The following is a 20,924-nucleotide window of genomic DNA, read 5'->3' on the forward strand; positions in this document are numbered from 1 at the left end:
GGCCCCGCGGCCCGTCCGGGCGGCGCAGGTCCCGCCGGGCGGGCGGCTGTCGCCGGCCCGGCCCTTCCGGATCGCCGTCGTCGGCGGCGGGCCCGGTGGCCTGTACGCGGCCGCGCTGCTGCGCCGGCTCACCCCCGGGCCCGAGGTCACCGTCTGGGAGCGCAACGCCCCCGACGACACCTTCGGCTTCGGCGTCGTCCTCTCCGACGAGACCCTTGGCGGCATCGAGCACGCCGACCCCGCCGTTTACGCCGCCCTGCGCGAGGACTTCGTCCGCTGGGACGACATCGACGTCGTGCACCGCGGACGCACGCTGACCTCGGGCGGCCACGGCTTCGCCGCCCTCGGCCGGCGCCGCCTGCTGCGGATCCTGCACGAGCGCTGCCGCGCCCTGGGCGTCCGGCTCAACTTCCGTACCCACGCGCCCCCCGCCGCCGAACTGGCCCGCTCGTACGACCTGGTGATCGCCGCCGACGGGGTGCACAGCGCGACCCGCCAGGACTGCGCCGGCGTTTTCGGGACCCGGCTGACCACCCACCGCTGCCGCTACATCTGGCTCTCCGCCGACTTCGCGTTCGACGCCTTCCGCTTCGAGATCGCCGAGACCGAACACGGCGTGCTGCAACTGCACGGCTACCCCTACGCACCGGACGCCAGCACCGTCATCGTCGAGGCCCGCGAGGAGATCTGGCGCCGGGCCGGACTGGACCGGCTGGACGAGCGGGAGTCCACGCGGCGGTGCGCCGAGCTCTTCGCCGACGCCCTCGGGGGCCGCCCGCTGCGCGGCAACCGTTCCCAGTGGACCGCCTTCCGTACGGTCGTCAACGAGCGCTGGTGGCACGGGAACACGGTGCTGCTCGGCGACGCCGCGCACACCGCGCACTTCTCGATCGGCTCCGGCACCAAGCTCGCCATCGAGGACGCCGTGGCGCTCGCGAACCACCTCCAAGAGCGCTCCTCGCTCTCCGAGGCATTAACGGCGTACGAGGCCGAGCGCCGCCCGGCCGTCGAGTCGACCCAGCGCGCGGCCCGCGCCAGCCTGGAGTGGTTCGAGAACCTGGCGCTGTACGTGGACCAGCCGCCCCGCCGGTTCGCCTTCAACCTCCTCACCCGCAGCCGCCGCGTCACCCACGACAATCTGCGGCTGCGCGACGCCGCCTTCGTGACGGCGGTCGAACGCGAGGCCGAGCTGCCCCCGGACACCCCGCCCATGTTCACCCCCTTCCGGCTGCGCGGACTGACGCTGCGCAACCGCGTGGTCGTCTCGCCCATGGACATGTACTCGGCCCAGGACGGCACGCCCGGCGACTTCCACCTCGTCCACCTGGGCGCGCGGGCGCTGGGCGGCGCGGGCCTGGTGATGACCGAGATGGTGTGCGTGAGCCCGGAGGGCCGTATCACCCCCGGCTGTACGGGCCTGTACGCCGACGCGCACGACGCCGCCTGGCGCCGGGTCGTCGACTTCGCGCACGACGCCTCCCCGGGCACGGCCCTCGGCGTTCAGCTCGGCCACAGCGGGCGCAAGGGCTCCACCCGGCTGATGTGGGAGGGAATGGACGATCCCCTTCCGCGCGGCAATTGGCCCTTGGCCGCCCCCTCCCCGCTGCCCTACCGCCGCGGCGTCAGCCAGATCCCCCAGGCCCTGGACACCGCTGGGCTCGCCGCCGTCCGCGAGCAGTTCGCCGCCGCCGCGCGGCGCGCCGCCCGCGCCGGCTTCGACCTCCTCGAACTCCACTGCGCCCACGGCTATCTGCTCTCCAGCTTCCTGTCCCCGCTCACCAACCACCGCACCGACGCCTACGGCGGCACCCTCGCCGCCCGGCTGCGCTATCCGCTCGAAGTCTTCGACGCCGTACGGGAGGTGTGGCCCGCCGACTCCCCGATGACGGTCCGCATCTCCGCCACCGACTGGGCCGAGGGCGGTACGACCGCCGATGACGCGGTCGCCGTCGCGGCCGCCTTCGCCGCCCACGGCGCGGACGCCGTCGACGTCTCCACCGGCCAGGTCGTCCCCGACGAGCGCCCCGACTTCGGCCGCTCGTACCAGACCCCGTACGCCGACCGGATACGCAACGAACTCGGCGTCCCCGTCATCGCGGTCGGGGCCATCTCCTCCTGGGACGATGTGAACTCCCTGCTGCTGGCGGGCCGCGTCGACCTGTGCGCACTCGGCCGCCCCCATCTCTACGACCCGCACTGGACCCTGCACGCCGCCGCCGAACAGGGCTACACCGGCCCCGGCGCGCCCTGGCCCCTCCCGTACCGCGCGGGCAGCCGCAGGCCCCCGACGGGTCGCGCCGACGGACGATGATGAGCGGCATGACCATACGCAGAAGGGCCGAGCTGTTCGTCCCCGAGGAGCAGGACCGCAGGCTCGACGCCCGGACGACCGGTGACGAACGGGGGCTCCTGGTCGACTTCCTGGCCAAGCAGCGGGCGACCCTGGAGCTGAAGTGCGCGGGCGTGGAGGACGCGTTGTCCCAGCGCTCGGTGGAGCCCTCCACGCTCTCGCTGCTCGGGCTGGTCCGGCATCTCGCCGATGTGGAGCGCCGCTGGTTCCGGCGGGTCATGGCCGGGCAGGACGTGCCGTTGCTCTTCTCCACCGAGGGCAACCCCGACCAGGACTTCGACGGCGCGGTGCCCGGTCCGGCGGCCGTCGCGGAGGCGTGGGAGGCCTGGCGCGCGGAGGTGGCCTTCGCCGAGCGCTTCGTCGCCGAGGCACCCGACCTGGACATCACGCGCGACGACGGGTGGCTCGGGGCGGTTTCGCTGCGCTGGGTCATCATCCACATGATCGAGGAGTACGCCCGGCACAACGGCCACGCCGACCTGCTGCGGGAGCGGATCGACGGCGCGATCGGAGTGTGAGGCGCTCGGCGTCAGGTGTCAGGCGCGCGTGGCCGTCAGCACCTCCCGTACGTACCCGGCGCCCGCGTCGTACAGCCGGTCGTGCAGCGCCGTGAACACCTCCGCCGCCCGGACGCCGGGCCAGCCCCGCGGCAGCAGCGCGGGCGGCAGGCCGGGGTCGGCGTAGGGGAGGAAGCGCCAGGAGTCCAGGGCGAGGACGTAGTCGCGGTAGGCGTCGCCTCGTGCAGGGGTGGCCGGTATGGCGCGTTCCGCCCAGCGCTCCAGCACCGGTTCCTGGGCGTCCAGGAAGGCGCGGTGCAGCTTCGCCAGCTGCTCCAGATCCCACCAGCGCCGCACCGCCTGCTCAGTCGGCTCGAAGTCCGCGTGGGCGCCGCGGAAGAGGTCGACGTACGGGGAGAGTTCGAGGCGGGCCAGGGTGTGGCGGGTCTCGTCGTAGAGGTGTTCGGGGGCGATCCACACCCCGGGCGCGGCGGTGCCGAAGCCGAGCCGGGCCAGCCGCGAGCGCAGCAGATGGCGCTTGTGGCGCTCCTGTTCGGGGACCGAGAAGACGGCGAGCAGCCAGCCGCCCGTGTTCTCCTCCGCCCCCGGGTCGCCGTAGATGCGGCGGTCGCCGTCGTCGAGCAGTTGGCGCGCGTCCTCGGAGAGCGCGTATCCGGCGGCCCCGGCGTCCGTGCGGTCGGCGACCAGCAGCCCGCGTCGTTTGAGGCGGGAGACGGCGGACCGTACGGAGGGCGCGTCCACGCCCACCGCGCCCAGCAGCCGGATCAGCGCGGCGATGGGGACGGGTCCGGCGGGGCGGCCGGCGCCGCCGCGGCCGTAGGCGCCGTAGAAGGTGACGATCAAGGAGCGGGGGGTGGGCTGGCCGGTCACGCGCTTACTCTAGGGCGCCGTTCGTGCCCCACTTACCGTGCCGCGTGGTCCCGTCACGCAGCAGATAGCGCTGGAGCTTGCCGGTGGCGGTGCGGGGCAGGGCGTCCAGGAAGACGAACTCGCGCGGGCACTTGTACGGGGCCAGCTCCGCGGTGACGAACTCCCGCAGTGCGGCGATGGCTTCCTCGGTATGCGCGACGCCCGGCCGCAGCACCACATGCGCGACCACGACCGTGCCCCGCCGCTCGTCAGGCCGCCCGGTCACCGCGGCCTCCACCACATGCGGGTGACGCAGCAGCGCCTCCTCGACCTCGGGGCCCGCGATGTTGTACCCGGCCGAGATGATCATGTCGTCGGCGCGCGCCATATACCGGAAGTAGCCGTCCGGGTCGCGGATGAAGGCGTCCCCGGTGAGGTTCCAGCCGTCCTGTACGTACTCGCGCTGCCGTTCGTCCGCCAGATAGCGGCAGCCCGTGGGCCCGCGCACGGCGAGCAGCCCGGGCCGTCCGTCCGGAACGGGCCGCAACCCGGAGTCCGCGTCCGTGAAGTCCACCACCCGCGCCTCGAACCCCGGCACCGGGACCCCGGTCGTGCCCGGCCGGATCGCGTCGTCGGCGGCGGAGATGAAGATGTGCAGCAGCTCGGTCGCCCCGATGCCGTTGATGATCCGCAGCCCGGTCGCCCGTTGCCAGGCGTGCCAGGTGCCGGTGGGCAGGTGCTCGCCGGCCGATACGCAGCGGCGCAGCGAGGAGATGTCGTACGCGCCGCCGTCCGGCGCCGCGCCGTCCAGCCGCCCCAGCATCGCCCGGTAGGCGGTCGGCGCGGTGAACAGCACGGAGATCCGGTGCCGTGCGATATCGGCCAGCAGCCGCTCCGGGCCGCCCCAGTCGGACAGCAGCGCGGAGGCGCCCGCGCGCAGCGGGAAGACGACCAGGCCGCCGAGGCCGAAGGTGAAGCCGAGCGGAGGGCTGCCCGCGAACACGTCCTCGGGGCGCGGCCGCAGCACCTGCGCCGAGAAGGTGTCGGCGATGGCCAGCACATCGCGGTGGAAGTGCATACAGCCCTTGGGCCGCCCGGTCGTCCCCGAGGTGAAGGCGATCAGCGCCACGTCGTCGGCGGAGGTCGCCACCGCCTCGTACGACACGGGCGACGCGGTGGCCGCGAGCCGCAGCAGGTCCTCGGGGCCGTCCCCGCCGTAGTACGTCGTCCGCAGCCCCGGCACCTCGGCCTTCACCAGATCGTCCGCGCACCGTACGTCGCACAGCGCGTGCCGTATCCGGGCCAGCTCGCAGATCGTCGCCAACTCCCGGGCCCGGTGCGCGGCCAGTACGGTCACGGCGACCGCGCCCGCCTTCATCACCGCCAGCCAGCAGGCGGCCAGCCAGGGCGAGGTGGCCCCGCGCAGCAGCACCCGGTTGCCGGGCACGACGCCGAGCGGGCCGGTGAGGGTGTGCGCGATCCGGTCGACGTGGGCGCGCAGTTCGCCGTACGTCCACACCTCGCCCGTCGCGGCGCGCACCGCGACCCGGTCGGCGCCGAACCGCTCGACGCTGCGGTCCAGCAGCTCGGCGCCGCAGTTGAGGCGGTCCGGGTAGGACGGTCCTGGCAGGTCGAGGTGGAAGGCGGGCCACTGCTCGGCGGGCGGCAGATGGTCCCGGGCGAAGGTGTCGATATGCGCTGAAGGCTTGAGCTCCATCGAGGACGCGCCCCCTATGCCTGCCCCTGTGCCTGCACATGCCTGCCTGAAGTCGCCTTGTCAGCGTAACGTGATGGTGACGACAGTCAACAGATCGCGATAAACGTTCCGTTGGGGAGGCCGTCCAGTGCCGTCGTTCGCACTTGATCCGAAGCAGCGGCGCTGGTGCGCCGGGGTGCGGTCGCTCGCCCGCGACCTGCTGCGCCCGCTCGCCGAGAGCGGCCCGCCGGGCCGGGTCAACCGGCCGCTGACCGCCGCGCTCGGCGAACTCGGCCTGCTGCGGCGGCTGTTCCCCGGCGACGGGCCGGTGCGCGCCCTCGACCTGTGCCTGCTGCGCGAATCGCTCGCCCGGGAGTGCACGGAGGCCGAGACCGCGCTCGCCCTCCAGGGTCTCGGCGGCTATCCGATCGTGCTCTCCGGCAGCCCCGAGCAGTACGCGCGCTGGATGCCCGAGGTCCGGGCGGGCCGCGCGGTCGCGGCCTTCGCGCTCAGCGAGCCGCAGGCCGGTTCCGACGCCGCCGCGCTCGGTCTGCGGGCCGACCCCGACGGGGCGGGCGGCTGGCGGCTGGAGGGCGAGAAGTGCTGGATCTCCAACGCCCCGGAGGCCGACTTCACCGTCGTCTTCGCCCGCACCACCCAGGGCGCGGGCTCGCGCGGCGTCACCGCCTTTCTCGTCCCCGCCGACCGGCCGGGGCTCACCGGCGAGCGTCTTGACATGCTCAGCCCGCACCCCATCGGCAGCCTCGCCTTCGACGGCGTCCCCGTCACCCGGGAGGACGTCCTGGGCACACCCGACAAGGGGTTCGGCGTCGCCATGCGCACCCTCAACCTGCTGCGGCCGAGCGTCGGCGCGTTCGCCGTCGGCATGGCCCAGGCCGCGCTCGACGCCTCCGTGGCCCACGCCGGGGAGCGCACCGCCTTCGGCGGGCCGCTGAAGGACCTTCAGGCCGTCTCCCACCAGCTCGCCGAGATGGCCACCCGCACCGAGGCCGCCCGCCTCCTGGTCTACGCGGCCGCCACCGCGTACGACGAGGGCGCGCCGGGCATCGCCAGGAGCTCGGCGATGGCCAAGCTTCTGGCCACCGAGACCGCCCAGTACGTCGTGGACGCCGCCGTACAGATCCACGGCGCTCGGGCGCTGCGCCGCGGCCATCTTCTGGAGCACCTGTACCGCGAGGTGCGCGCGCCCCGGATCTACGAGGGCGCGACCGAGGTCCAGCGCACGATCATCGCGAAGGAGCTGTACCGATGACCGAGCCGCACCCCTCCCTGCTGCGCACCAACCCGCCCGAGCTCTCCCCGCCCACCGGCTTCAGCCACGCCGTCACGGCCACCGGCGGCCGCCTGGTCTTCCTGGCGGGCCAGACCGCGCTGGACGGCGCGGGCGCGGTCGTCGGTGCCACGCTTCCGGCCCAGTTCCGGCGCGCGCTGGCCAACCTGCTCACCGCCCTGACCGCGGTCGGCGGCACCCCCGCGGACCTGGCCCGGCTGACCGTGCACACCACCGACGTCGCGGCCTACCGCGCGTCCGCCCCCGAACTCGGCCGCATCTGGCGGGAGCTGGCGGGCCGCGACTACCCCGCGATGGCGGTCATCGGCGTCGTCCGGCTGTGGGACGAGGCGGCGATGGTCGAGCTGGACGGCATCGCGGTGCTGCCGTAGCGCATCACGTCACAAAGGCGCGGTATTGGCCAGGCACGCGCCGCGCGGTACCGTCGGTGCCATATCGACGACGGCAAGACGGAAGCCGGTGGGAACCCGGCACGGTCGCGCCACTGTGAACGAGACGTTCCACACGTTCCAAGGGATGTTTCGTGAGTCAGACCCGTAGCTGTCGTCCAATGCACCACCGAGATGGGACGCGAAACTCCCTTAAGGAGGCCCTGCCATGGCGCAGCATGTCGCTCAGCCGACCGCCACCACTCCCGCTCTCCCGGCAAAGTTGCCGATCGGCGCGATCGTTCCGTGGGCGGTGTTCTTCGGCATCCTGATGCTGGTCCTGCTGTACTTCGTCGGCGCCGAACAGGGCGCCACCTCGGTCGTCTCCGGCGAGGACGTCCACGAGTGGGTGCACGACGCCCGCCACCTGCTCGGTTTCCCCTGCCACTGACGCCAGGGACGCCGACACCCTCATGAATTCCACAACGGTACGGAACCTGCTCGTCCGTGGCATGCTCGCCGGCCTCGGGGCCGGCGTGCTCGCCCTGATCGTCGCCTATCTCCTCGGGGAACCGAATGTCGACAAGGCGATCGGCTTCGAGGAGTCCCATGCCCCGGCGCATGAGCACCACGAGGTCGAACTCGTCTCCCGCAGCCTGCAGTCCACCGCCGGCCTGGCCACCGGTGTGCTGATCTACGGGGTCGCCTTCGGCGGCATCGCCGCCCTCGCCTACTGCTTCGCCCTGGGCCGCATCGGCCGCTTCACTCCGCGGGCCACCGCGCTGCTGCTGTCCGGCTGCGCCCTGCTCGCGGTCTACGTCGTGCCGTTCCTCAAGTACCCGGCCAATCCGCCCGCCGTCGGCGACGCCGACACCATCTCCAAGCGGACCAATCTCTATCTGCTGATGATGGTGCTCAGCGTGCTCCTCGCGATCGCCGCGACCATCCTCGGCAAGCGGCTCGCCCCGAAACTGGGCACCTGGTACGCCACCGTCGCCGCGGTGGCCGCCTTCGCCCTGGTGATCGGCCTGGCGTCTGCGTTCCTGCCGGCCGTCAACGAGGTGCCCGCCGATTTCCCGGCCACCGTGCTGTGGCGGTTCCGGCTCTCCGCGCTGGCCATCCAGGTCACGATGTGGGGAGGCTTCGGACTCGTCTTCGGCGAGCTGGCCGAGCGCCTCCTGAGCCCGAAGCTCAGGGGCAGTCGTCTTCCGCCCGCGGATTCAGCGGCTGCCCCAGTCTGAGGTTCCAGCGCCCGGCCCGCCCGCTGACCCCGGTCGCGGTCAGCGGCGGGACGTCGGCACGCCAGAAGGCCGCCGCGGGCGCGCCCAGCACATGCACCACCGCGGCCCGCACCACGTCCGGCTCCACCACGGCGAGCGTATGGCCGTCCGTCAGCGACGCCGCGTCCAGCCACCGTCCGATCCGCAGGCACAGGTCCCGTACCGACTCCCCGCCGTGGGGCGCGGCCGCCGGGTCGGCCAGCCACCGGGCCACCGCCTCCGGTTCGGCGGCACCGACCTCGTCCAGGGTGAGGCCCCGCCAGCGGCCCGTATCCAGACCGGCCAGCTCCGCACGGGGCTCGGCCACGCCGAGTCCCAGCGCGGCGGCGGTCTCCCGGCAGCGCAGGCCGGGGGAGGTGACGGCGTGGGCGGCCGGGGGCAGCGCCCCGGCCGCGGCGCGGGCCCGTGCCGCGCCGCCGTCCTCGAGAGGGGTCGTGCCGTCGTCGAACCGGGCCTGGCGCAGCGATGAGTTCATGGCGGCCGAGATGAAGGTGACACGGCTGGTCACGCGCTCGCTCCTCCTACCTGTGCCATGGGCGGTACGGCACCTACGTAACCACCGGTGGGCCCGCACCTGCCACACAACCGACCCGCAGGGCGGGCTTGATAGCCTCTGGGGGCCAGTCGAGCCACATCCGAGGCCAGGGAATCCGGTGCGAATCCGGAACTGACGCGCAGCGGTGAGGGGGACGGGCGGGGCACGTCGCCACTGGGAGACCGGGAAGGCGCCTCGTCCGGACGAACCCGAGTCCGAAGACCTGCTGGCACCTCCGCGCCCCGGCGAGGAGGCCGTCCGTAGGCCAGGCTCCGCGTACGAGCCCCGACCACCGAGGCATGCCCGTGCTGCTGCTCCGTACCTCTCTCCGTACCGCCCTCCGCCCCGCGGCTCTGCTGCTCGCCCCCGCCCTTCTGCTCACCGCGTGCGGTGGTACGGGAGGCGGCGCCGAGGACGCCGGGAAGTCCGCCGGCTCGGCCGGTTCGGGCTATCCGCGCACCATCGACAACTGCGGCCACAAGGTCACCCTGAAGTCGGCCCCCGAGCGGGCCGTCTCCCTCAACCAGGGCACCACGGAGATCCTGCTCTCCCTCGGCCTCGCCGACCGTATGGCCGGTACGGCGACCTGGACGGACCCGGTGCCGAAGGGCCTGGAGAAGGCCAACGCGTCCGTGCCGCGGCTGGCGGACAACGCGCCCTCGTTCGAGAAGGTGCTGGACGCCGGCCCGGACTTCGTCACCGCCTCGTTCGTCTCCACCCTCGGCAAGGGCGGCGTGGCCGGCCGTGAGCAGTTCGGGAAGCTGGGCGTGCCCACGTACGTCTCGCCCGCCGACTGCTCGGCGGGCAAGGACAACGGCAGCGGCGGCGATGGCTCGCGCTCCACCCCGCTCACCCTCGACAGCGTCTACGGCGAGATAGCCGACCTGGCCCGGGCGTTCGGGGTGGAGGAGCGGGGGAAGAAGCTCATCGCCGAGCTGAAGGGGCGGGTGAGCAAGGCCACCGCCGGGCTCGACGCCTCCGATGTCTCCCTCATGTACTGGTTCGCCAACTCCCAGTCGCCCTACCTGGCCGGCTGCTGCGGCGCGCCGGGCGCGATCACCCGGGCGGTCGGTGCGGAGAACGCCTTCGCCGACACCCACGACGAGTGGCCCCAGATCAACTGGGAAACCGTCGCCGACCGCGACCCCGACGTCATCGTCCTCGGCGATCTGATCCGTAAGCAGCAGACCGCGGAGACCGCCCGGGCCAAGATCCGTTTCCTGGAGAGCAACCCCGCCACCCGCAACCTGACGGCCGTGAAGAAGAAGCGGTACGTGCTGCTGAGCGGGCAGTCGATGAACCCGTCCATCCGCACGGTCGAAGGGATCGAGAAGGTCGCTGCGGGGCTGCGCGACTTCGGGTTCGCCAAATGAGCGCCCGTACGCTGCTGCTGACCGGCGGCGGGCTGGCCGCGCTGCTGATGTCGGTCGCCCTCGCGGTGACGATCGGACCCGCCGATATCTCCACGGGCGATGTGTGGGCCTCCGTCGCCGCCCACCTCGGCGTGGGCGAGAGCACGCTGACGCCACTGCGCGACGGCATCGTGTGGAATCTGCGGATGCCGCGCACCCTGCTCGCCGCCGTATGCGGGGCCGGACTCGCCGTATGCGGGGCGGTGATGCAGTCGCTGCTGCGCAATCCGCTGGCCGATCCGTTTGTGCTCGGGGTGTCCTCCGGCGCGTCCACGGGGGCCGTCGCCGTGGTCGTGCTCGGGGTGGGCGGGGGAGCCGTGTCGCTGTCCGCGGGAGCCTTCCTCGGCGCCCTGCTCTCCTTCGCGCTGGTGCTGCTGCTCAGCCACACCCTGGGCGGCAGTACGGACCGGGTCGTGCTCTCCGGGGTGGCCGCCATGCAGCTGTTCTCCGCGCTGACCTCGTTCACTGTGCTGACCTCCGCCGACGCCGACACCACTCGGGCCGTGCTGTTCTGGCTGCTCGGCTCGCTCACCGGCGCCGGCTGGGGGCAGGTGCTGCTGTGCGCCCTCGTCCTGGCCGTGGTCCTCGCCCTCTGCCTCGGATACGCCCGCACCCTGGACGCGTTCGCCTTCGGCGACGAGGCCGCGGCCGGACTCGGCGTCCGTGTCGCCCGTACCCGCCTGGTCCTGCTCTCGGCGACCGCGCTGCTCACCGCGGCCCTGGTCAGCTGTGCCGGGGCGATCGGCTTCGTCGGCCTGGTCCTCCCGCATGCCACCCGCGCCCTCACCGGCGCCGGCCACGCCCGCCTCCTTCCCGTCACGGCGCTGACCGGAGCCGTCTTCCTGGTGTGGGTGGACACCCTCGCCCGCACCGCCCTCGATCCCCAGGAGGTCCCGGTGGGCGTGGTGACGTCCCTCATCGGCGTACCGGCGTTCGTGGCCGTCCTCTACCGCGGCCGGAGCAAGGCATGACGGGCCTGCCGGAGCAAGACACGCAGCCAGGTGTGACCGGTCTGCGCGCGGACCGGGTCAGCCGCCGCACCGCCGACAAGGTCATCGTCGACGGCCTCACCCTCACCCTCGGCCCCGGCGAGACGGTCGGCCTGCTCGGACCCAACGGCTCGGGCAAGTCGACGCTGCTCAGACTGCTCGCGGGCGTCCTCGCCCCCACCGCCGGGGTCGTCACCCTGGACGGGCGCCCGCTGCCGGAGGTCGGCCGCCGCGCCACCGCCCGGCGTATCGCCACCGTCGAACAGCACGCCCACACCCAGACCGAACTGACCGTCCGCGACGTCGTGGCCCTCGGCCGGATCCCGCACCGCCGCGCCTGGACCCCGCCCACGGCGGCCGACGCCGAGGCCGTCACCGCGGCCCTGGCCCGTACCGGACTGACCGGCCGGGCCGCCCAGTCCTGGCACACCCTGTCCGGCGGCGAACGCCAGCGCACCCAGATCGCCCGAGCCCTCGCCCAGGAACCCCGCGAACTCCTGCTCGACGAGCCCACCAACCACCTCGACATCCAGCACCAGCTCGACCTGCTGGAACTGGTCGCGGGCCTCCCGGTCACCACCGTGATCGCCCTGCACGACCTCAACCTCGCCGCGATGTACTGCGACCGGCTGCTGGTCCTCCGCGACGGCCGCGCCGTCGCGGAGGGCACCCCGGCCGAGGTCCTGACCCCCGCCCTCATCGAGCAGGTCTACGCCGTCCGCACCGAGGTCACCACCGGACCCGGCCACCCCGTGATCCGCTTCCTGCGCCGCGGGGCAGGCGTACGGCCGGTCGGCGGCTGATCGCCGCTCCCACGGCGCGGTGGCCGCAGCGGCCTGTCGATGGCCAATTTTGATCGATCATCTGGCTGGCTCTTGACGTTCGCGTAACACCCAAGCAATCTTCTCGCGCACTTAGTGATAGCTCCTATCACTCTATGAGAAAGAAGGCGTTGTGAAGGTTGGCATTCTGGGCCTGGGTGAGGCGGGGGCTTTGTATGCGTCCGGCTTCGTCGAACATGGCTGGCAGGTGTGCGGGGTCGACCCGGGCGCCGTGCCCACCCCCGAGGGCGTCGAACGGGCGGCCTCCGTCGCCGAGGCGGTGCGGGGCTGCGATCTGGTGATCGGCCTGACCGGTGCGAAGGCAGCGCTCGAGGTGGCGGAGGAGGCGGCCCCGCATCTGGGGTCGGCGACCGTGTACGCGGACATGAACGCCGGGGCGCGGGAGCTGAAGCGGAAGATCGCGGGCGTGATCGCCGGAGCGTCCGGCGCGGTCTTCGCGGACGTGTCCGTCATCGGGTCGGTGCCGAAGTACGGACACCGGACGGCACTGGTGGCCAGTGGCCTGGGGGGCCCGGCGGTCGCCGACCACTTCGGCGGCCTTGGCGCTCCCGTGGAGAACGTGGGTGAGGAGCCCGGCGCCGCCTCCGCGCGCAAGCTGCTGCGCAGCCTGTTCATGAAGGGGCTGGGAGCCGTCATCGTGCAGGCGGTGGACGCGGGGCGGGCGGCCGGCGACGAACACTGGGTCCGCGAGCAGATCGCGGCCGAGCTGGCCGACGGCGAGGTGACCCTGGACCGCCTGTACCAGGGGACGTACCGGCACGCCGACCGCCGGGCGCGCGAGGCGTCGGCGGCGGCCGACCTCGTGGCGGAGCTCGGCCTGGACACGGGACTGCCCCGGGCCGTCAGCGAGCTGCACGCCCTGGCCGCCCGCCCCGAGGGGCTGCGTGACACCACGCGTCCGACGGCCGAGGTGGTGTCCGGCTACGAGGGCCTTGCCACGGCGAACATCGGTGACGCCATGGACCGGCTGGGGCTGCTGGACTCCGGCATCAGTGCCGTGTGGTCCGGCGCGCGAGCCGTTGGCCGCGCACTGACGGTGTGGACCCGGGCAGGGGACAACCAGGCCATCCACGAGGCGCTCAAGATCGCTCAGCCCGGTGACGTTATCGTCGTCAACGGAGCGGGCGACACCTCTCGCGCGCTGATCGGCGAGCTGATCGCCGAGCGGGCCCGGGCGCGGGGCGTGGTGGCCATGGTGCTGGACGGGGCCGCCCGTGACGTCGAGGTCCTGGCCGAGATGGGCTTTCCCGTGTGGGCACGCGCGGTGACCCCGGCGGGTCCCTACAAGTTCGGGCCCGGCAGGGTTGGGGAGCCGGTCGCCGTGGGCGGCGTGGTCTGCCGTACCGGGGACCTCGTGGCGGCGGACGGTGACGGTGTCGTGGTCGTCCCCGCCGACCGTGCGGTGTCGGTGCTGGCCGCCGCCCGTGAGGTGGAGGCGGAGGAAGCCAGGAGGCGCAGCAGCATCCGTGCCGCCGCCGCAGCAGCGTCAGGAGGAACGTCGTGATCGCCGTATGGGCCCTGGGCTGCTACATCGCGGCCATCATCGTGTGGAACGCCGTCCTCAAACGCAACATCGGCGAGGCGCTGCTCGTCGGCTTCGTGGTCACCGGCCTGTTCGCCGGCGGCGACATCCGGCACGTGATGTGGAGCGGACTGGCCGAGGCCATGCAGGAGGAGGTCACCTTCGCAGCCCTGGCCTTCGTGTTCATGAGCTATCTGCTCTCGCGCACACCGGTGCTCGACCAGCTGCTGAGCATCCTGAACTCCCTGCTGGGCCGACTGCGCGGCGGTCCCATCTACACCTCCACCGTCGCCGCGGGCGTCTTCGGCGCCATCGCCCATGTCGGGGCGGCGGTGACCGCGGCGGTCGGGTCGGTGACGATCCCCTGGATGAAGCGCTCCAAGGTCAGCGGCGAACTCGCCGCCACGGTCGCCGCGGGTGGTGCCGGTATGGGCGTGACCTTCCCCTTCAGCTCTACCATGTTCATCCTGATGGGCTCGGCCGGCGTGGCGTCCTTGGCCACCACCGACGACATCGTGCTGCCGCTGTTCCTGGGCGGGTTGTGGTGTCTGGGGTATCGCATGGCCGCCGCCTTCGTCATGGTGCGCCGTCACAAGATCCAGGCCATGGACCGTGCCGACCTGCTGCCCCTGCGGGCCAGTCTGAGCGCGGGCTGGACGAGCCTGTTCCTGTTCGTCGGGATCGTGGTGCCGCTGCTGCTGACCAGAGGCCCCTCCGGCGGCGCTCTCGGTGACTGGGTCGGCGCGAAGATGTCGGACGCGATCAGTCTGATCACGTGGATTCCCGTCCTGCTGATCGCCACGGTCCTGATCCAGGGCCGACGTCACCTGCCTCGCACGGGGCGCGAGTGGTGGCGGGTGATCGGCGATTCGGCACCTCAGTTCGGAGTCATCGGCGTCACCATCGTGGCCGCCTTCTCCGCCTCCAACGTGCTCGGTGAACTCGGGCTGCCCGAGCAGCTGACCGAACTCCTGGCCGGAGTGGACGCGCCCAGGTGGGCCATGGCTCTCCTCGTCGGCGTGCTCGTCGTCGGGGTGGCCATCCCGCTCACCGCCAGCGCCACCATGGCGGCCATCGGCCCGGTCGCGGTCTCCTCCCTCGTCGGCGCCGGAGTGCCGCCGGCCACCGCCTGCGTCGCCGTGCTCATCTTCGCCTCGACCGAGGGCGCCTCGCCCCCGTCCGGCGCCCCCATCTACGTCGCCAGCGGCATCGCCGGCGTCGACCCGGCCCGCACCTTCGTCCCCCTGGTCGTCTACTACTGCGTTCCCATCCTGCTCATCGGCGCCGCGGTGGCCACCGGCGTTCTGCCCGTCTGAACCGGAGGCCCGTCATGACACACCGAGTGTTCCAACAGCTCTTCCGCCTCAGCATCGTGGTCTTCCTCGTCGGAGGACTCGTCGTGGTCGTGGGTCAGGCCCTCGGCATCGTGCTCGGCGACGCCCAGTGGGTCGCGGACGTGGAAGCCGAGGCCGGCCCGCCCATGTGCATCGCGGCGAGCATCTGCGGCATCCTCTCCTTCGCCCTCTCCTACCGTAGGCAGGAGGACCCGAAGGACGAGGACCCGAAGGACGAGGACTCCTCGCTCCCCTTGGCCACGACGGTCACCACGGCGACCGGCTCGGAATGAGGCGGCGGCTCCCTGGATGGATCTTGTGCGATCCACCCTCTCTCTCGCATGCTGATAAGCCCTATCAGGATTCAGTGTGCCGAGCAGACCATCCAGGAGCCCCACCATGGCCACCACCCCCGCATCCGCCATGCGTTCCCTCGACCGGGGCTTCGACGTGCTCGGTGTCCTGGAGGACGGCCGGCAGCCCCTGCGCCTGAGCGAGATCGCGCGCCGTGCCAATCTCCACGTCGCCACCACCCAGCGCATCCTCAATGTGCTCGTCGACCGTGGTTACGCCGCCAAGGAGGACACCGGATACGTCGCCGGCCCCGCCGCCGTCGCCACCGCCCACGCCTTCCTGGTCAACAACCGGCTCAGCCAGGTCGCCCTCCCGGTCCTCCAGGAACTCGCCGCTACCACCGGCCTGACCGCCAGCCTGTTCGTACGCGTCGCTCTGGCGCGCGTGCTCATCGCCCGCGTGCAGGGCCGCAACCCGCTGCGCTACCAGCTGCCCATCGGGGAAAAGCTCCCCCTGCACCTGGGCGCGGGCAAGGTGCTGGCCGCCTGGATGCCCGAGGCCGACCGCAAGGTGTTCGTCGAACAGGCGACGCCCTTCACCCGGATCTCCGGCGAGCAGGTCACGGCCGACGATCTGACCGCGGAGCTCCACCAGGTCCACACGGACGGATACGCCCTGTCTCTGAGCGAACGCGCGCTGAACGTCACCGCGGTCAGCGCACCCATCCTGCGCGGCGACGACGCCCTCGGCACGCTCAGTGTCAGTGGACCCAGTGGCGAACTCACCGAGGACCACCACGCCCGCCTCATCAGCGAAGTACGCCGGGCAGCGGTCGCGATCGCCGCCCGCTGCCCCTGACCGAAAGCCGCCCACGTGTCACTGCCCACCTACCGGCAACTCGCCGAACGTGCCGACGCACCCGCCGGATCCAGCTGGCACCTCTTCGCCGACCAGCCAGAACGCGGTATGGCCAACTTCGCCGGCCCGCCGCAGATCCGCCGCGCGGCCGCCCGCGTCACCGACGGCCGGGCCTTCAACCTCGACTACGCGCTGGACGCCTTCGACCCGCCCATGTCCAAGGCCCGCGGCATCCCCCGTCACCGCATCACCGCCAAGCACGACCAGGCCCGCGACGACGTCCTGGACGACTTCCATCTCCAGGCGAGTACGCAGATCGACGGACTGCGCCACCGCCGGGCTTCCGGATTCGGCTTCTACAACGGCGTCCCCGACGACGAGATCGCACCCCGCACTCCGCGCCTGGGCGTTCAGCTGTGGGCCGAGACACCGTTGGCGGGCCGCGGTCTGCTGATCGACATCGACGGTCTGCTCAGGGACCGCGGCACCCCGCTGTCCCACGCCGACGGTCCCGCGCTGACCACGAGCCTCCTCGACGACGCGCTCGCCGCACAGGGCTGTGAGGTCGAACCAGGTGACCTGGTCCTCATCCATACCGGCTGGGCGGCCTGGTACCTCGCCGCCGACCCCGCACAGCGCGACGAGACTCGTACGAAGCGCCGCGCGACCGGGTTCGCCCAGAGCCGTTCCTTCGCCGCCTGGTGCTGGGACCACCGCATCGCCCTGATGGCCACCGACACCTTCGCCGTCGAGGTCCTTCCCGTGCTGGACAGCAGCCACTTCCACCACAGCGCACCGGAGGACGACGGCATGATGCACCAGGAACTCATCGCCAAACTGGGGCTGCCCCTGGGCGAGTTGTGGAACCTCGGCGACCTCGCCCAGGACTGCCGGGCAACCGGCCGGTGGGACAGCCTCCTCACGGTCAAGCCCCTCAACCTGACCGGAGGGGTCGGCTCACCCGCCAACGCCACCGCCCTGCGCTGACATGGCCAGAGAAGTCCCAGAGACGCCGCCGCACCCTCTCTGGACCCGCATCAGTGCAGGTCAGAGCGGGTGCGGCGGTATCCGCATACCGGCGGTATCCGCACATCAAATGTCGCGGAAGATCTCGATCTGCGCGCCGATCGAGTTCAGCCGCTCCGCCAGGTCTTCATAACCCCGGTTGATCACATACACATTGCGCAGCACCGACGTCCCCGGCGCCGCCATCATCGCCAGCAGCACCACCACCGCGGGGCGCAGCGCCGGCGGGCACATCATCTCGGCCGCCCGCCACCGGGTCGGGCCCTCGACCAGTACCCGGTGCGGGTCGAGGAGCTTGACGTGGGCGCCGAGGCGGTTCAACTCGGTGAGGTAGATGGCCCGGTTGTCGTAGACCCAGTCGTGGATCAGCGTGGAGCCCTGCGCGGACGCGGTGATGGCCGCGAAGAAGGGCACATTGTCGATGTTGACGCCGGGGAACGGCATCGGGTGGATCTTGTCGATGGGCGCCTGGAGCTTGGAGGGCCGTACGGTCAGGTCGATCAGCCGCGTACGGCCGTTGTCCGCCGCGTACTCGGCGCTGCGCTCGTGGTCGAGGCCCATCTCCTCCAGTACGGCCAGCTCGATCTCCAGGAACTCCACCGGCACCCGTCGGATCGTCAGCTCCGACTCCGTCACCACCGCGGCGGCGAGCAGGCTCATCGCCTCGACCGGGTCCTCGGACGGGGCGAAGTCCACGTCCCGGTCGATATCGGCGAGGCCGTGCACGGTGAGCGTGGTGGTCCCTATTCCTTCGACCTTGACCCCCAACTCCTCCAGGAAGAAGCACAGATCCTGGACCATGTAGTTGGGGGAGGCGTTGCGGATCACGGTGACGCCGTCGTGCCGGGCCGCGGCCAGCAGCGCGTTCTCGGTGACGGTGTCGCCGCGCTCGGTCAGCACGATCGCGCGGGTCGGGGACACCTCGCGGTCCACCCGCGCGTGGTACATCCCGTCCGTGGCGGTGATTTCGAGGCCGAAGGGGCGCAGCGCGGTCATGTGGGGCTGCACGGTGCGGGTGCCGAGGTCGCAGCCGCCCGCGTACGGGATCTTGAACTGCCGCATACGGTGCAGCAGCGGGCCGAGGAACATGATGACGCTGCGGGTACGGCGGGCGGCCTCGGTGTCCATGGAGTCGAGGTCCAGCTCGGCGGGCGGCACGATCTCCAGATCGGCCCCGTCGTTGATCCAGCGGGTGCGGACGCCGATGCTGCCCAGCACCTCCAGGATGCGGTAGACCTCCTCGATCCGGGCGACCCTCCGCAGGGTCGTACGGCCCGAGTTGAGCAGTGTGGCGCACAGCAGCGCGACGCATGCGTTCTTGCTCGTCTTGACGTCGATGGCGCCCGAGAGACGACGGCCGCCGACGACCCGCAGATGCATCGGCCCCGCGTATCCGAGCGAGACGATCTCGCTGTCAAGGGCCTCGCCGATCCTGGCAATCATCTCAAGACTGATGTTCTGGTTGCCTCGCTCGATGCGATTGACCGCGCTCTGGCTGGTGTTGAGCGCTTCCGCGAGCTGCGCTTGGGTCCAGCCACGATGCTGGCGGGCGTCGCGGATGAGCTTGCCGATACGGGAGAGGTAGGCGTCAGTCATACGGCAGAGGCTATCTCAGATATGAGATGTGCGCGCGATGGGGGTGGCGTTCGGGTGAGGGGGCGGCGGAGGCCCCGCCCGGCAAACCCATTGTTCTAGTTGCATGCGAACAACTATGATACGAACAACTGACCAGGAGGCATCCATGCATCAACCGCTGCGTCGCACCTTGGTGATCGCCCTCCCCTTCGCCCTCGCCTGCGCCGCCGTCCTCACGACGTACGTCGCCCTGCGCGACCGGCTCCCCGACCCGCTCGCCACCCACTTCCCGGCGAGCGGCAAGGCCAACGGCTTCTCCGGCGCGGGCTCCTTCGTCGGGGTGGCCATGGCCCTGCTCGGGGTCCAGGGGGCGGTCTTCGCCGTCCTCGTGCACCGCTCCGGCCGGGGCGGCCGGGGCAGCCGGGGCACCGGCTCGCTGCGCCTGATGGCCGCGTTCGCGTACGGGGAGTCGGGGCTGCTGGGCTACCTCTTCCCCGCCACGCTCTTCGCCAACGCCGACGTCCCCGACGCCGCCGACGTCCGCCTCCCCATGTGGCAGCTGGCCGTGGCCCTGGCCTGCGCGCTGTCCGCCGCGGCGCTGGGCTGGCTGCTGGCCGGGGCGGACGCCACGCCCGCCGAGGAGCCCGCCGAAGAGCCGCACCGGCTGCCGCTCCGCGAGAGCGAGGTCGCCAGCTGGACCCGCACCGTCACCTCACGCGTGCTGCTCGGCGTCGGGCTGGCCCTCGCGTGCGTGGGCGCGGTGCTGGCCTTTACGGTGAGCCCGGGAATCGGGCTGCCGATGGCCGTGCTGGGGGTGATCGCCGTGTTGCTGTCCGGCTGTCGGGTCACCGTCGACCGGCGCGGCCTGACCGTGTCCCCGCCCGTCGTCCGGCTGCCCCGGCTGCGGGTGCCGCTCGGCCGTATCGAGGAGGCCACCAGCCGACAGGTGAGCGCGTTCGACGACTTCGGCGGCTGGGGCTACCGGATCAGGGCGGGGCGCAGCGGCCTGGTGCTGCGCTCCGGGGACGCGCTGTGTCTGCGGCTTACCACCGGCAAGGAGTTCGTGGTGACAGTGGACGACGCCCGCACCGCCGCGGCGCTGCTCAACACGCTCGTCCACCGGGCGGCGGACCGCGGCGCGGGCCGCTCGATGGACGCGAGCTGACATGCTGTTCACAGTCGATCCCGGCTCCCCGGTCCCGCTCGGCGACCAGATCGCCGCCTCCGTACGCCGCGCCATCGCCGACGGCACGGTCCACCCCGGCGAACGCCTCCCCGCCGCCCGCGCCCTGGCCGACTCCCTCGGCGTCAATGTGCACACCGTCCTCCGCGGCTACCAGCGGCTCCGCGAAGAGGGCCTGATCGAACTGCGCCGCGGCCGCGGCGCCGTCGTCACCGGCGCCCCCACCTCCGCCGACCGCGCCCGCCTCGTCGAGGGCGTCCACGGCCTGGTCACCCAGGCCCGCGCGATCGGGCTCTCGGACGACGAACTGCTGGCCCTGGTGCGCAACGGTCTGACCGGCGGCTGAGGGCGGGCGGAACGGGCTCAGAACTCGGAGGTGTCCAGCTCCAGGCCGAACGGTTCGGGGAGGTGGATGGGGGTCCCGAACGGATGGGGGCCGTGCACCTCGGTGTAGCCCAGGTCCCCGGGCTCGCTGTAGAGAGTGCAGGTGCGCTCCTGCCGGTCGACCAGCAGATACAGCGGGGCGCTGTACTCGGCGTAGCGGCGGCGCTTGACGATCCGGTCGGTGTCCCCGTTCGAGTCCGAGGTGACCTCGACTACCAGCAGGGTTTGGTTGGGCAACAATGCTCCGGCGCCCTTGACGAGATCGCGAGGAACGACCGCGAGATCCGGGACGTACCAGTTGTTGCTGCCGGGCAGGTCCAGGTCCCCCGAGCCCGCTCTGCAGTCGAGCCTGCGCAGGGTCGGCCCGATTTGCTCGCGGATCAGGTCCGCCGCGTTTTCGTGATCCCAACTCGGAGACAATGGATCGATGACCCCCTCCACGATCTGCACCCGGTCCCCCCGGACGTGCTGGATCGCATACTTCAGTGCGGTTTCGGGGTCGTCGGCCACGTACGAAGCCGTGTCCGAATGGGGTTGTGCGCTCATCGGTCCTCCACCAGGCGACATAACAGCAGCATGACGACTGCACAAGGTCTA

At 72.0% G+C, this 20,924-nt stretch carries 21 protein-coding genes and 2 riboswitches; of the genes, 16 read left to right on the plus strand and 5 right to left on the minus strand.

All coding sequences use genetic code 11. The features are described 5' to 3' along the window. Window positions 1–46 precede the first annotated feature (46 nt). Together ACWDSL_RS16340 and ACWDSL_RS16345 are read left to right on the plus strand one after the other, a co-directional pair. Window positions 47–2,311: a bifunctional salicylyl-CoA 5-hydroxylase/oxidoreductase gene (locus ACWDSL_RS16340; protein WP_450485903.1), complete on the plus strand. Its 2,265-nt coding sequence runs from the start codon at window positions 47–49 to the stop codon at window positions 2,309–2,311. An 8-nt stretch (window positions 2,312–2,319) separates the two neighbouring features. Continuing rightward, complete coding sequence (locus ACWDSL_RS16345; protein ID WP_450485820.1) at window positions 2,320–2,868, plus strand: DinB family protein; 549 nt, start codon at window positions 2,320–2,322, stop codon at window positions 2,866–2,868. Window positions 2,869–2,886: 18 nt separating this feature from the next. Here ACWDSL_RS16345 and ACWDSL_RS16350 read toward each other — a convergent pair whose 3' ends face one another. Both ACWDSL_RS16350 and ACWDSL_RS16355 read right to left on the minus strand, forming a co-directional pair. Next, window positions 2,887–3,738 (minus strand): PaaX family transcriptional regulator, encoded by an 852-nt coding sequence (locus ACWDSL_RS16350; protein WP_450485822.1) that lies wholly within the window; start codon window positions 3,736–3,738, stop codon window positions 2,887–2,889. Window positions 3,739–3,742: 4 nt separating this feature from the next. Further along, on the minus strand, window positions 3,743–5,434 hold the full coding sequence (locus ACWDSL_RS16355; protein WP_450485824.1) for an AMP-binding protein: 1,692 nt from the start codon (window positions 5,432–5,434) through the stop codon (window positions 3,743–3,745). 127 nt (window positions 5,435–5,561) lie between these two features. Here ACWDSL_RS16355 and ACWDSL_RS16360 point away from each other — a divergent pair, with 127 nt between their 5' ends. The 4 genes from ACWDSL_RS16360 (at window position 5,562) to ACWDSL_RS16375 (ending at window position 8,334) form a co-directional block, all read left to right on the plus strand. After that, window positions 5,562–6,686, plus strand: a complete 1,125-nt coding sequence (locus ACWDSL_RS16360; RefSeq protein WP_450485826.1) for an acyl-CoA dehydrogenase family protein — start codon at window positions 5,562–5,564, stop codon at window positions 6,684–6,686. Beyond that, window positions 6,683–7,096 (plus strand): RidA family protein, encoded by a 414-nt coding sequence (locus ACWDSL_RS16365; protein WP_450485828.1) that lies wholly within the window; start codon window positions 6,683–6,685, stop codon window positions 7,094–7,096. The genes ACWDSL_RS16360 and ACWDSL_RS16365 overlap by 4 nt, the downstream gene beginning before the upstream one ends. 31 nt (window positions 7,097–7,127) lie before the next feature. Continuing rightward, a riboswitch (cobalamin riboswitch) is annotated at window positions 7,128–7,284 on the plus strand. Window positions 7,285–7,322: 38 nt separating this feature from the next. After that, window positions 7,323–7,544, plus strand: a complete 222-nt coding sequence (locus tag ACWDSL_RS16370) for a CbtB domain-containing protein (RefSeq protein ID WP_147998663.1) — start codon at window positions 7,323–7,325, stop codon at window positions 7,542–7,544. Window positions 7,545–7,566: 22 nt separating this feature from the next. Further along, window positions 7,567–8,334, plus strand: a complete 768-nt coding sequence (locus ACWDSL_RS16375) for a CbtA family protein (RefSeq protein ID WP_450485831.1) — start codon at window positions 7,567–7,569, stop codon at window positions 8,332–8,334. On the opposite strand, the gene ACWDSL_RS16380 is transcribed toward ACWDSL_RS16375, so the two are convergent. Continuing rightward, window positions 8,285–8,881: a histidine phosphatase family protein gene (locus ACWDSL_RS16380; protein ID WP_450485833.1), complete on the minus strand. Its 597-nt coding sequence runs from the start codon at window positions 8,879–8,881 to the stop codon at window positions 8,285–8,287. The two genes, ACWDSL_RS16375 and ACWDSL_RS16380, sit on opposite strands and share 50 nt — an antisense overlap. 96 nt (window positions 8,882–8,977) lie before the next feature. Further along, a riboswitch (cobalamin riboswitch) is annotated at window positions 8,978–9,153 on the plus strand. 54 nt (window positions 9,154–9,207) lie between these two features. On the opposite strand from ACWDSL_RS16380, the gene ACWDSL_RS16385 reads away from it, so the two are divergent. The 8 genes from ACWDSL_RS16385 (at window position 9,208) to ACWDSL_RS16420 (ending at window position 17,146) form a co-directional block, all read left to right on the plus strand. Next, complete coding sequence (locus ACWDSL_RS16385) at window positions 9,208–10,281, plus strand: ABC transporter substrate-binding protein (protein WP_450485835.1); 1,074 nt, start codon at window positions 9,208–9,210, stop codon at window positions 10,279–10,281. Next, on the plus strand, window positions 10,278–11,291 hold the full coding sequence (locus ACWDSL_RS16390; protein WP_450485837.1) for a FecCD family ABC transporter permease: 1,014 nt from the start codon (window positions 10,278–10,280) through the stop codon (window positions 11,289–11,291). The genes ACWDSL_RS16385 and ACWDSL_RS16390 overlap by 4 nt, the downstream gene beginning before the upstream one ends. Continuing rightward, window positions 11,288–12,112: an ABC transporter ATP-binding protein gene (locus ACWDSL_RS16395; protein WP_450485839.1), complete on the plus strand. Its 825-nt coding sequence runs from the start codon at window positions 11,288–11,290 to the stop codon at window positions 12,110–12,112. The genes ACWDSL_RS16390 and ACWDSL_RS16395 overlap by 4 nt, the downstream gene beginning before the upstream one ends. A 151-nt stretch (window positions 12,113–12,263) precedes the next feature. After that, a complete protein-coding gene (locus ACWDSL_RS16400; RefSeq protein ID WP_450485841.1) occupies window positions 12,264–13,655 on the plus strand; it encodes an RraA family protein in 1,392 nt (463 codons plus the stop codon). Further along, on the plus strand, window positions 13,652–14,989 hold the full coding sequence (locus ACWDSL_RS16405) for a TRAP transporter large permease subunit (protein ID WP_450485843.1): 1,338 nt from the start codon (window positions 13,652–13,654) through the stop codon (window positions 14,987–14,989). Before ACWDSL_RS16400 ends, ACWDSL_RS16405 begins: the two co-directional genes overlap by 4 nt. A 14-nt stretch (window positions 14,990–15,003) precedes the next feature. Beyond that, complete coding sequence (locus tag ACWDSL_RS16410) at window positions 15,004–15,300, plus strand: hypothetical protein (protein WP_450485845.1); 297 nt, start codon at window positions 15,004–15,006, stop codon at window positions 15,298–15,300. Between the two features lie 106 nt (window positions 15,301–15,406). Beyond that, complete coding sequence (locus ACWDSL_RS16415) at window positions 15,407–16,159, plus strand: IclR family transcriptional regulator (protein WP_450485847.1); 753 nt, start codon at window positions 15,407–15,409, stop codon at window positions 16,157–16,159. A 15-nt stretch (window positions 16,160–16,174) separates the two neighbouring features. After that, a complete protein-coding gene (locus tag ACWDSL_RS16420; protein WP_450485849.1) occupies window positions 16,175–17,146 on the plus strand; it encodes a cyclase family protein in 972 nt (323 codons plus the stop codon). 105 nt (window positions 17,147–17,251) lie between these two features. On the opposite strand, the gene ACWDSL_RS16425 is transcribed toward ACWDSL_RS16420, so the two are convergent. After that, the gene (locus tag ACWDSL_RS16425; protein ID WP_450485851.1) at window positions 17,252–18,781 is read right to left on the minus strand and encodes a UDP-N-acetylglucosamine 1-carboxyvinyltransferase; all 1,530 of its coding nucleotides are present in this window, start codon (window positions 18,779–18,781) and stop codon (window positions 17,252–17,254) included. A 145-nt stretch (window positions 18,782–18,926) separates the two neighbouring features. Between ACWDSL_RS16425 and ACWDSL_RS16430 the strand changes: the two genes are divergently transcribed. Both ACWDSL_RS16430 and ACWDSL_RS16435 read left to right on the plus strand, forming a co-directional pair. Continuing rightward, entirely contained in the window at window positions 18,927–19,925 is a 999-nt protein-coding gene (locus ACWDSL_RS16430) for a hypothetical protein (RefSeq protein ID WP_450485853.1), read from the plus strand. A 1-nt stretch (window position 19,926) separates the two neighbouring features. Next, window positions 19,927–20,289: a GntR family transcriptional regulator gene (locus ACWDSL_RS16435; protein ID WP_450485855.1), complete on the plus strand. Its 363-nt coding sequence runs from the start codon at window positions 19,927–19,929 to the stop codon at window positions 20,287–20,289. A gap of 17 nt (window positions 20,290–20,306) precedes the next feature. Here the strand turns inward: ACWDSL_RS16435 and ACWDSL_RS16440 are convergent, their stop codons facing one another. Beyond that, window positions 20,307–20,873 (minus strand): Uma2 family endonuclease, encoded by a 567-nt coding sequence (locus ACWDSL_RS16440; protein ID WP_450485857.1) that lies wholly within the window; start codon window positions 20,871–20,873, stop codon window positions 20,307–20,309. Window positions 20,874–20,924: the final 51 nt, after the last annotated feature.

It is taken from the genome of Streptomyces sp. NPDC000941 (genome assembly GCF_053599555.1).